This is a genomic window from Delftia tsuruhatensis NBRC 16741 (assembly GCF_001571325.1).
In the GTDB taxonomy this organism is placed as follows: domain Bacteria; phylum Pseudomonadota; class Gammaproteobacteria; order Burkholderiales; family Burkholderiaceae_C; genus Comamonas; species Comamonas tsuruhatensis.
On record NZ_BCTO01000004.1, the window covers coordinates 172,866 to 183,520 of the forward strand.

General features: G+C 67.1%; 7 protein-coding genes. 3 read left to right on the forward strand and 4 right to left on the reverse strand.

Annotated elements, in window-relative coordinates; translation table 11 throughout:
• Positions 1–235: 235 nt before the first annotated feature.
• Positions 236–2,182 carry a molecular chaperone HtpG gene (gene htpG / locus DTS01S_RS01105; RefSeq protein ID WP_016446577.1) on the reverse strand — a complete coding sequence of 649 codons (1,947 nt, stop codon included), beginning with the start codon at positions 2,180–2,182 and terminating at the stop codon, positions 236–238.
• Between the two features lie 243 nt (positions 2,183–2,425).
• Here htpG and aqpZ point away from each other — a divergent pair, with 243 nt between their 5' ends.
• The 3 genes from aqpZ to DTS01S_RS01120 all read left to right on the forward strand — a co-directional run bounded on the left by aqpZ (position 2,426) and on the right by DTS01S_RS01120 (position 6,409).
• Positions 2,426–3,130 (forward strand): aquaporin Z, encoded by a 705-nt coding sequence (gene aqpZ / locus DTS01S_RS01110; protein ID WP_016446578.1) that lies wholly within the window; start codon positions 2,426–2,428, stop codon positions 3,128–3,130.
• Between the two features lie 239 nt (positions 3,131–3,369).
• A complete protein-coding gene (locus DTS01S_RS01115) occupies positions 3,370–5,595 on the forward strand; it encodes a TonB-dependent receptor (RefSeq protein WP_061287175.1) in 2,226 nt (741 codons plus the stop codon).
• Between the two features lie 133 nt (positions 5,596–5,728).
• Positions 5,729–6,409 (forward strand): Fe2+-dependent dioxygenase, encoded by a 681-nt coding sequence (locus DTS01S_RS01120; protein WP_017407189.1) that lies wholly within the window; start codon positions 5,729–5,731, stop codon positions 6,407–6,409.
• A gap of 24 nt (positions 6,410–6,433) precedes the next feature.
• On the opposite strand, the gene DTS01S_RS01125 is transcribed toward DTS01S_RS01120, so the two are convergent.
• The 3 genes from DTS01S_RS01125 to DTS01S_RS01135 all read right to left on the reverse strand — a co-directional run bounded on the left by DTS01S_RS01125 (position 6,434) and on the right by DTS01S_RS01135 (position 10,532).
• The gene (locus DTS01S_RS01125) at positions 6,434–8,845 is read right to left on the reverse strand and encodes a TonB-dependent siderophore receptor (RefSeq protein WP_061287177.1); all 2,412 of its coding nucleotides are present in this window, start codon (positions 8,843–8,845) and stop codon (positions 6,434–6,436) included.
• A gap of 119 nt (positions 8,846–8,964) precedes the next feature.
• Positions 8,965–10,035 carry a FecR domain-containing protein gene (locus DTS01S_RS01130; RefSeq protein WP_061287179.1) on the reverse strand — a complete coding sequence of 357 codons (1,071 nt, stop codon included), beginning with the start codon at positions 10,033–10,035 and terminating at the stop codon, positions 8,965–8,967.
• Complete coding sequence (locus DTS01S_RS01135; RefSeq protein ID WP_016451916.1) at positions 10,035–10,532, reverse strand: sigma-70 family RNA polymerase sigma factor; 498 nt, start codon at positions 10,530–10,532, stop codon at positions 10,035–10,037. The genes DTS01S_RS01130 and DTS01S_RS01135 overlap by 1 nt, the downstream gene beginning before the upstream one ends.
• Positions 10,533–10,655 lie beyond the last annotated feature (123 nt).

Here is a 10,655-nt window from a genome sequence, read left to right on the forward strand (position 1 = left end):
TTACCAAAAGTAAATATGATCTGGAATTTTTGACAAAAGTGAGTATTTAGAAGAATTTGTGAGTTTTCCGTGAGTCCACCGACGACTACCGGTTTTCCTCACGGATTGCAGACGTGAAAAAGCCGGTGGCAGCTTGGCTGGCACCGGCTTGGAAGGCTTGTCTGCCGTGCGCTGGCACGACAGTGAGCAGGCACTGAGGCCTATGGAATGCGCCTGGGCGATCCTTGTGAGGAACTCACGCGAGAAGAGCGTTCACGCGCTTGACGTAGGCGGCCGGGTCCTCGGGCATGCCGCCTTCGGCCAGCACGGCCTGGTCGAACAGGATGTTGGCCAGGTCATGGAAATGCACCGATCCGTCCAGCTTCTTGACCAGCGGATGCTCGGGGTTGACCTCCAGCACGGGGCGGGCGTCCGGCGCCTGCTGGCCGGCCTGCTTGAGCAGGCGCGCCAGCTGCAGGCTCATGCCGCCGTCCTGCACCACCAGGCAGGCCGGCGAGTCGACCAGGCGCGTGGACACGCGCACGTCCTCGGCCTTGTCCTTGAGCGCCTCCTTGAGCTTGGCCAGCAGGGGCTTGAAGGCTTCGGCCGCTTCCTCGGCGGCCTTCTTTTCCTCTTCGTCCTGCAGCTTGCCCAGGTCCACGGCGCCCTTGGCCACGGACTGCAGCGGCGTGCCGTCGAAGTCGGTCAGGTAGCCCATGGCCCATTCGTCCACGCGGTCGGCCATCAGCAGCACTTCGATGCCCTTCTTGCGGAAGACTTCGAGCTGCGGGCTGTTGCGCGCTGCCGTCAGGGAGTCGGCCGTGATGTAGTAGATCGCGTCCTGGCCTTCCTTCATGCGGGCCTTGTAGTCGGCCAGCGAGACCATGGCGTCTTCCTGGCTGGTGGAGGCAAAGCGCAGCAGCTTGGCGATGCGTTCCTTGTTGGCGAAGTCCTCGCCCAGGCCTTCCTTGAGCACGGCGCCGAACTCGGCGTAGAACTGGCTGTACTTGCCTTCCTTGGCCTTGTCCTCTTCGCTGACCACGTCGGTGACGCCGTCCGTGCCTTCGCCGGCCTCGTGGCGATCGTGCTTGGCCAGGTCTTCCAGCATGGACAGCACGCGCTTGGTGGAGCCGTCGCGGATCAGGCGCACGTCGCGGCTTTCCTGCAGCAGCTCGCGGCTGACGTTCAGCGGCAGGTCGGCCGAGTCGATCACGCCCTTGACGAAGCGCAGGTAGCCGGGCATCAGCGCCTCGGCGTCATCCATGATGAAGACGCGCTTGACGTAGAGCTTGACGCCGGCCTTCTTGTCGCGGTTGTAGAGATCGAACGGTGCCTTGGCCGGAATGAACAGCAGCTGCGTGTACTCGGTGTTGCCCTCCACGCGGTTGTGGCTCCAGGTCAGCGGGTTCTCGAAGTCGTGGCTGATGGCCTTGTAGAAGTCCTGGTACTGCTCGGCCGTGATGTCCTTCTTGGGACGCGTCCACAGCGCGCTGGCCTTGTTGATGGTCTCCCACTCGCCGGTCTTGACCATGGCGCCGGGCTGGTCGTTCTCGCCGTCCTTCCATTCCTCCTTTTCCATGAGGATGGGCAGGCTGATGTGGTCGGAGTACTTGCCGATGACCTGCTTGATCTTCCAGGCATTGAGGAACTCCTCGGCCTCGGGGCGCAGGTGCAGCGTGATGCTGGTGCCGCGCTGGGGGCGCTCGATCTGCTCGACCTCGAACTCGCCCGTGCCGCCGCTGGTCCAGCGCACGCCTTCGGAGGCCGGCAGGCCCGCGCGGCGTGTTTCCACGGTGATCTTGTCGGCCACGATGTAGCCCGAGTAAAAGCCCACGCCGAACTGGCCGATGAGCTGCGAGTCCGACTTCTGGTCGCCCGACAGCTTTTCCATGAAGGCCTTGGTGCCGCTCTTGGCGATGGTGCCCAGGTTGTCGATGGCTTCCTGCTCGCTCATGCCGATGCCGGTGTCGGCAATCGTCAGCGTCTTGGCGGCGGCGTCGAAGGACACGCGCACTTCCAGGTTGGGCTGGTCTTCATACAGCGCGGCGTTGTTCAGCGCCTCGAAGCGCAGCTTGTCGCAGGCGTCCGATGCGTTGGAGACCAGCTCGCGCAGGAAGATCTCGGGGTTGGAATACAGCGAATGCGTGACCAGGTGCAGCAGCTGTGCAACTTCGGCCTGAAAAGAATGGGTTTGCTTGCTCATGCAGACAGTGTCCTATGTCCTATGGGTTCACAACAGGGAAAAAATCAGCCCTCATCTCGGGTCGGCGGATGCAATTTCAAGAGGCTGCCGCCCCTGTGGCGACGCAGGCTCTGGACGATTGTTCACTTTCTTGCCCTCTCGGCAGGCCAGGCGCAGCGCTATAACTGCGCCACTTTCCGCCATTCGGCGGGCAGTGCGCGCAGGGCCCGGGCGCAGCGGCGGGCCTGTTTCAGGAGATTTCCCATGCACAGCTCTGTTCAAAAATGGTCCGCAGAATTCCTCGGAACCCTGTGGCTGACCCTGGGCGGCTGCGGTGCGGCCGTGCTGGCCGCCGCCTTCCCGCAGGTGGGCATCGGCCTGGTCGGCGTCTCGCTGGCCTTCGGCCTGACGGTGGTCACCGGCGCCTATGCCTTCGGCCCCATCTCGGGCGGGCACTTCAACCCTGCCGTCTCCGTGGGCCTGGCCATGGGCGGGCGCTTTGCCTGGAGCGAGCTGCCGGGCTACGTCGTGTCCCAGGTGCTGGGCGCCATCACGGGCGCAGGCATTCTCTACGTGATCGCCACGGGCAAGGCCGGTGCCGACATCGGCGGCTTTGCCACCAACGGCTTCGGCACGCATTCGCCGGGCGGCTACGGCATGACGGCTGCCCTGGTCACCGAGGTGGTGATGACGGCCTTCTTCATCCTGGTCATCCTGGGCGCCACGGCCAAGCGTGCGGCAGCCGGCTTTGGCGGGCTGGCCATCGGCCTGTGCCTGACGCTGATCCACCTGATCTCGATTCCCGTGACCAACACCTCGGTCAATCCCGCGCGCAGCACGGGCCCGGCCCTGTTCGGTCCCGAGATCGCCGTCTCGCAACTGTGGCTGTTCTGGGTGGCCCCCATCGTGGGCGCGCTGATCGGCGCCGTGATCTACAAGGCCCTGCTGTCCAATCCGGCCGACGAGTAAGGCCAGGCACGGGCGCAGCAGGCGCCCCGCAGCAAACCCCGGCGGCTGGCGACAGCCGCTTTTTTTTCGTCCGGCAGCAGCCGCGTTTTCATTGGACCTTTGGTGAAACACGGTTTTCGTTTGTTGCATGGCGGCAACGCGAAGGACTTTTACCCAGGGCAAACAGGCCAACTTTACGAAGCAGAAACCGAACACTAGTGATTCGCAATAACAATCCGCGGGCTTTCATCGGAGTGAACATGAGCAAAATCCAACAAATCCTCCCCCCCGCGAACCTCACCCAGCTGGCCCTTGCCGCTGCCCTGTGCCTTGCTGGCACCCCGGCCTTTGCGCAGGCCAGCACCACGCTGGGCACCGTGAACGTGACGTCTTCGACCGAAGCGCCCGTGAAGACCGACAACGCCTCCTCGGCCAAGTTCACGGCCCCGCTGGTGGACACGCCCAAGACGGTGCAGGTCATCAACGAGGAAATCATCAAGCAGACCGGCGCGACCAGCCTGCAGGAAGCCCTGCGGTCCACGCCCGGCATCACCTTCGGCAACGGCGAAGGCGGCAACCCCTCGGGTGACCAGCCCTTCATCCGCGGCATGGATGCCCAGGCCAGCACCTTCGTGGACGGCATGCGCGACATCGCGGCCGGTACGCGCGAAGTGTTCAACCTGGAATCGGTGGAGGTCATCAAGGGTGCCGATTCGGCCTATGCAGGCCGTGGCGGCGCTGGCGGCTCCATCAACCTGGTGACCAAGAAGGCCAGGAACGAGAACTTCATCAGCGGCGACGTGGGCCTGGGCACGGACAGCTACCGGCGCGCCACCATCGACGCCAACCGCGTGCTGGGCGAAGGCGTGGGCCTGCGCCTGAACGCCATGGTGCACGACGCCGACGTTCCCGGCCGCAGCGGCCCCGAGAACAAGCGCTGGGGCATCGCCCCCACGGTGACCTTCGGCATGGGCACGCCCACCGAGGTCTCGCTGTCCTGGCAGCACCTGCAGACCGACAACATTCCCGATGGCGGCGTGCCCTACCTGTACACCAGCACGGCGGCCGCCGGCCTGCCCGGCGGCAGCGTGGTGCGCCCCACCTACGGCAGCAACCGCGACAACTGGTACGGCCTGACCAGCCGCGACTACGAGAAGGAAAAGAGCGACCTGTTCACGACCACCGTCGAGCACAAGTTCACCGACACGAACAAGTTCCGCAACAGCCTGCGCTACAGCAAGTCCGAACAGGACTACCTGTGGACCCAGCCCGACGACAGCAAGGGCAATGCCATCAACGGCTATGTGTTCCGCCGCGGCAATGCGCGCGTGGCCGACATCAAGACGCTGCAGAACCTGTCGGAATTCACGGGCAAGGCACAGACCGGCAGCGTGGGCCACAGCTACGCCTTCGGCCTGGAGCTGTCCAAGGAAAAGGCCGAGTCCCGCACCGCCGCGCTGCAGACCACCAACACCACGTGCACGGCCGCCAGCCTGTGGTGCGCCTCGCTGAACAACCCGGACAGCAGCCCGCTGTGGAACCTGCCCGTGACCCTGGGCGACCCCAGCCACAACAAGATCGACACCGTGGCGCTGTACGGTTTCGACACGCTCAAGTTCAACGACCGGTGGCTGCTCAACGCCGGCCTGCGCCTGGACCACTACAAGCTCAGCGCCTCCGGCCCCGCCGGCCGCAACACGCCGGCCTATGACCTGAGCCGTTCGGACACGCTTTTCAACTACCAGCTGGGCCTGGTCTACAAGCCGGCCACCAACGGCAGCATCTACGCCAGCCTCGGCACCTCCTCGCGACCCGGCGGCTCCATGCTGGGCAACGGCAACGAGGACCTGGGCATCTCCACCGACCAGCTGGCCAACCTGGCGCCCGAGAAGACCCGCTCGCTCGAGCTGGGCACCAAGTGGGACCTGATGGAAAAGCGCCTGGCGCTGACCGCCGCGCTGTTCCGCAACGACGTGACCAATGCGCGCATCACCGAAAACGGCGTCACCTACATGGGCGGCAACAAGGTGGTCAACGGCGTGGAGCTGGGCTTCACGGGCAGCGTGCTGCCGGGCCTGAGCGTCTTCGGCGGCTACACCTACATGGACAGCGAGCAGAAGAACGCAGGCGCAGGCAACGTGGCCAACGGCCAGCCCTTCCCCAACACGCCCAAGCACAGCTTCAGCCTGTGGACCAGCTACAAGCCCATGGCCAAGCTGACCGTGGGCCTGGGCATCTACGCCCAGAGCAGCGTGAACCAGAGCTACATCCGCTCCACCGTGGATGGCGGCATCGTCACCAAGGGCGCCAGCGGCTATGCGCGCTACGACGCCATGGTGGCCTACCAGATCGACCGCAACCTGACCGTGCAGCTGAACCTGTACAACCTGGGCGACAAGGTCTACTACAGCGGCGTGCGTTCGCCCCACTACGCGACCATGGCGGCAGGCCGCTCGGCCGTGGCCTCGCTCAAGTGGACGTACTGATCTGCTGATCGCCCCGGGCGAACGCGCAGCGGCTTGACGCTGCGCAGATCACCGCAAAGCCCCGCAGGCCATCGCCGCCTGCGGGGCTTTTTTGCGGGACACTCATTGATTCCGCCCTTGAGGACCGCCTGCCATGATGCTCCGCATACCCGCCCTGCTCAGCCCCGACGAAGTGCGCCAGTGCCGCCAGGCGCTGGAGCAGGCCCCGTGGCAGGACGGCCGCGCCACGGCCGGCCCCCTGGCGGCCCAGGTCAAGGCCAACCTGCAGCTGCCGCTGGACAGCCAGGCCGGCCAGGCGATAGGCAACCTCATCCTCGACAGACTGGGGGCCAGCGCGCTGTTCATGTCGGCCACGCTGCCGCTGAAGGTGCTGCCGCCGCGCTTCAACCGCTACGAGGGCGGCGGCACCTACGGCAACCACATAGACAATGCCATCTTCACCATCCCCGGCACGGCCATCAAGGTGCGCAGCGATGTCTCCACCACCGTATTCCTCAGCGAGCCCGACGAATACGAAGGTGGCGAGCTGGTCGTGGAAGACACCTTCGGCCACCAGAGCGTGAAGCTGGCCGCAGGCGACGCCATCGTCTACCCCGGCACCAGCCTGCACCGCGTCAACCCCGTCACGCGCGGCACGCGCTACGCCAGCTTTTTCTGGACCCACAGCCTCGTGGCCTCGGACGAGCAGCGCCGCCTCCTGTTCGACCTGGACCAGCAGATCCAGCAGTTGACGCTGCGCCACCCGGGCGACCCTGCCCTATCCGCGCTGTCCGGCACGTACCACAACCTGTTGCGGATGTGGTCGCAGGCCTAGTGGCACAGCCGCCAGGCAGCCGCATCAGAACCTGTAGCGGGCCGTGACCAGCACATTGCGCGGATCGCCATACACGCCCGTGCCATAGGAACCCAGGCCCGGCATATAGGTCTTGTCGAACAGGTTGTTGACGTTCAGCGTCACCGACCACTGGCGGTCCACGTCGTAGCGCGCCATCAGGCCCACCAGCGCATAGGCACGCTGGTCGGCGCGCGCGTAGGGAGCGGCGGACTGCTGGTAGTAGGTCAGGCTCTGCCAGGCCAGCGACCCGCCCACGGTCCACTGCGGGTTGAGACGGTAGCTGGTGCTGAGCTTGAACAGGTGGCGCGGCTGGTTGGTGTTGACCGCGCTGAGGATCACGTCGGGCTGGGCCGGCGCACGCGAAGTGCGGTAGGTGTAGCCGCCGTAGATGTTCCAGGCCGGCGTGATGCTGCCCGACACCTCCATCTCCACGCCCTTGCTGGTCACGCCGTCGATGGCCGCATAGACCTCTTCCCCGGATTGCGGGTTGGCGCTGACGTACTGCGCGGCATTGCGCTGCTGGATGTGGAACAGCGCCAGCGAGGCGTTGAGCCGGCCGTCCAGGAACTCGCCCTTGACGCCCACTTCGCGGCTGCGGCCCGTGAGCGGCGGCAGCGGGCTGCCGGCAGCGTCCTTGTAGTAGGTCTGCGGATTGAAGATATCGGTCTGGCTGGCGTACAGCGACAGCTGGCGGTTCAGGTCATACACCACGCCCGCATAGGGCACGGTCTTGTGCGCCACGCGCAGCGCGTTGTTCACGACGTAGCTGCCGTTCAGGCCCGTGGTGTCGTCCAGCATGTCGTACCAGCTCACGCGCGCACCCAGGATCACCGACAGATCGTCCGTGGGCCGCAGGCGCGCGGCGCCGAAGACACCCTTTTCCACGATGCGCGTCATGCGGTGGTTGCGCAGCTGGAAATCGGGCCGGGGCACCTGGCCGTCCCACTCGAAGTAGTTGCCCACGGGGCCGTAGGCATTGCTGTAGCCGGGCGCATGGCGGCGCTGGCGCGACCAGCTGGCGCCGAACGACAGCTCATGCTCGCGCCCGAACAGCTGCAACGGCCCGGACAGCGCCGCATTCACGGCCTGCGTGGTGGCATCGGTGGGAATCTTGTTGGACAGCATGTTGATGCCCAGGCCGCTGACCGGGTCCACCATGCCATGGGCTGCCACGCCGACCTCCACGTCGCGCGACTGGCGCAGCCGGCTGGCAGACAGGTCCATCTTCCAGCCATTGCCGAAGCTGTGCTTGAGTTCGGCAAACACGTTGGTGCTGTCGTTGTCCCAGTACGACCAGCGCGCGGCCGGGTTCAGCGAGGTGGGGAAATGCGTGCGGCTGCCATCCTTGAAGAACAGCGGGATGTGGCCGAAGCTGGCCCCGTCGGCACGCGTCTGCATGTGGTCAATGCCCAGGCTGGCCACCGTGCCCGGGCCCAGGTCGGCCTCGATGATGCCGTACAGGCTGCGCACGTTGCGGCTGTAGTCGTCCACATGGGACCTGGCGTTCTGCGCCACGGCCACCACGCGGGCGCGCACGCGGCCGTCTTCGGTCAGCGGCGCGGAGATGTCGCCCACGCCGCGCAACCGGTCATGGCTGCCGATGGCCGCCTCGGCCGAGGCCTGGAAGGTCTTGGTGGGCCGCTTGCGCACCAGATTGACCACGGCCGACGGATAGCCCGCGCCCGTGAGCAGGCCTGTGGCGCCCTTGACCACCTCCACGCGGTCATAGATGGCGCTGTCGGCCAGCGAGGTGGTGTACTGGTTGGCCGAGTCCATGGTGTTGGGCACGCCGTCGAACTGGAAATTCTCGATGGCATAGCCGCGCGAGTAGAAGGTGGTGCGCTCGCTGTCGTTGCGGCCCACGGTGATGCCGGGCGTCTTCTCCAGCACCTCGGGCAGGCTGGTCAGGCCCTGGTCGTCCATGAGCTGGCGCGTGACCACGCTGACCGACTGCGGCGTCTCGCGCTGCGACAGGCCCAGCCGTGTGGCCGTGCTGGACTGGCGCGTGGCGTAGGAGCCCGTGCCTTCGGAGACCGCGCTGCGCTCGGCAGCGGCCGTCACGTTGACCGTGGCCAGCGTGGCGCCTGCAGCGGCAGCGGGCACCACCTGCTCCACCCGCCGCAGCGCATAGGCGCCGCTGGCCTGGCGCACGGCCTGCCAGGCGGTGCCGGCCAGCAGCGCCTCGAAGGCGCCCTCCACCGTATAGCTGCCGCGCAGGCCCGCGCTGCGCTGTCCGGCCGTCTGCTCGGCCGTGAAGATCAGGGCCACGCCGGCCTGGGCGGCCGTGCTGCGCAAGGCGGCATCCAGCGGGCCGGCAGCGACGTCATAGCTGCGCTGGGCCTGGGCCAGCACGGCGGCGGGCATGAGCGCGATGGCCAGCGCCAGCGCGGGGCGGGGCATGAAAAGGGGTTGCATGGTCCTGGGTTCTCCCTGTGTTCCGATATCGAAAATCAAAGCTCTCGGAAACAAGGAAGCGCGGCGCGGGAAATCGGGTCACCCCCGGCGCAAAAAAAGCAAAAAGGAAGAAAAAAGCCTCAGCCGCGCGCCTGCGCAGGCTCCACCACCACCCACCAGCGCGTGCGCCAGCGCAGTTGCACGGGCAGCGCACCGGGCAGCATGGCCAGCACGGCGTCCGTGCCGTCGATGCCGCCTTCGTCCAGCGGGAACACGCCTGAGAACCGCAGCCCGGCCACGGCCGGATCGGCGTGCAGCCAGCCGGGGCGGTAGCGGTTGAGCTCGGCCAGGAAGTCGTCCAGGCGCTGGTTGTCCACCCACAATTGGCCCCGGCTCCAGGCGTCGTCCGCGGGGCCGGCCGGCTGCACCGTGCCCCAGCCCGTGCGCGTGAAGTCCATGGCCTCGCCCGCCTGCAGGCGCCGTGCGGATGCGCCTGTGCCGGCCGGGCGCAGCTCCACGGCGCCCTCGAACACCGCCACGCGCGCACCTGCCTGGTTGCTGCGCACCATGAAGCGCGTGCCCAGGGCGCGCACGCGGCCGTGGGCGGTCTCCACCACAAAGGGCAGATCGCCCAGCGCACCTGCGGGATGACCGGTGGTGAACAGCGCCTCGCCGGCCAGCAGGCGCAGCCGGCGCTCGCTGCCGTCGAACTGCAAGGCCACAGCGCTGCCGGGGCCCAGCAGCATGTCCGTGCCGTCGGGCAGGCTCCAGCGGCGGCGCTGCGTGCCGGTGGAGTAGTCGGCCGCCATCTGCTGCCACTGAGGCGTGCGGCTGGCCAGCCAGCCCGCGCCCGCCGCCGTGCCCAGGCCCGCGAACAGGCCCAGCAGGCGCCGCCGCGCAGCCCGGGGAGCAGCGGACAGGCCGCGATAGCCCGCGCCACCGGCATTGAGCCCCGTCAGCGCGCCCGTGACGGCCTGCAGATGAGCCCAGGCGCGGCCATGGTCGGCGTCTTCATCGAGCCAGCGCTGCCAGCGCGCCCGGTCGGCGGCCGAGGCCTGGCCCGATTGCAGCAGCGCAAACCAGCCTGCCGCCGCCCGCGCCACGCCGGCCGGCAAGGGCCGGCCCAGCGCCTGGGGCGCCTGGATACTGCTGCCGGGTAGCGGCGTGGCGCTGGACAGGCGCCGAGGATCGGAAGGAGGCACCGGCGCCATCAGGACAGAGCCAGCACGAAGCAGCGCTCATAGCCCTGGGCCAGGTAGCGCTTGACGCTGGTCATGGACACGCCCAGGCGCGTGGCGATGTCCGCATAGCTCAGGCCTTCGAGGTGGGCCAGCAGGAAGGCCTCGCGCACCTTGGGCGCCAGCGCGTCCAGCGCCTGGTCCACGGCCTGCAGTGATTCGAGCGCGATCAGCCGCTCCTCGGGCGAGGGAGCCAGCTCGGCCGGCAGCAGGGCCAGGGTGTCGAGATAGGCGCGCTCCAGCAGCCGGCGCCGGTGCTGGCGGATCACAAGATGGCGGGCCACGGTGGCCAGGAAGGGGCGCGGCTGCTCGATGCGGCCGGCCATGCCCGAGGTGATCACGTTGACGAAAGTGTCGTGCGCGATATCGGAAGCCTCGAACACATTGCCCAGCCTGTGGCGCAGCCAGCCTTGCAGCCAGCCGTGGTGTTCGACATAGAGGGTGTGTACAGGATCGGCCGGTGCGCGCATGAAAAGACGGACGCGCCCCGGACTGGCGTGCCGCAGCGCTGAAGCTCGTTTGAGAATGGTTCGCATTCTAAACACGAGCTGTGCGCTCACTGAAACCGGCGCGGCCCAAGACCAGAGACACCA

Bases quoted from the DNA above. Each gene is read 5' to 3' on its own strand.
- htpG (WP_016446577.1), bottom strand. From the start codon at position 2,182: ATGAGCAAGCAAACCCATTCTTTTCAGGCCGAAGTTGCACAGCTGCTG.
- aqpZ (WP_016446578.1), top strand. From the start codon at position 2,426: ATGCACAGCTCTGTTCAAAAATGGTCCGCAGAATTCCTCGGAACCCTG.
- DTS01S_RS01115 (WP_061287175.1), top strand. From the start codon at position 3,370: ATGAGCAAAATCCAACAAATCCTCCCCCCCGCGAACCTCACCCAGCTG.
- DTS01S_RS01120 (WP_017407189.1), top strand. From the start codon at position 5,729: ATGATGCTCCGCATACCCGCCCTGCTCAGCCCCGACGAAGTGCGCCAG.
- DTS01S_RS01125 (WP_061287177.1), bottom strand. From the start codon at position 8,845: ATGCAACCCCTTTTCATGCCCCGCCCCGCGCTGGCGCTGGCCATCGCG.
- DTS01S_RS01130 (WP_061287179.1), bottom strand. From the start codon at position 10,035: ATGGCGCCGGTGCCTCCTTCCGATCCTCGGCGCCTGTCCAGCGCCACG.
- DTS01S_RS01135 (WP_016451916.1), bottom strand. From the start codon at position 10,532: ATGCGCGCACCGGCCGATCCTGTACACACCCTCTATGTCGAACACCAC.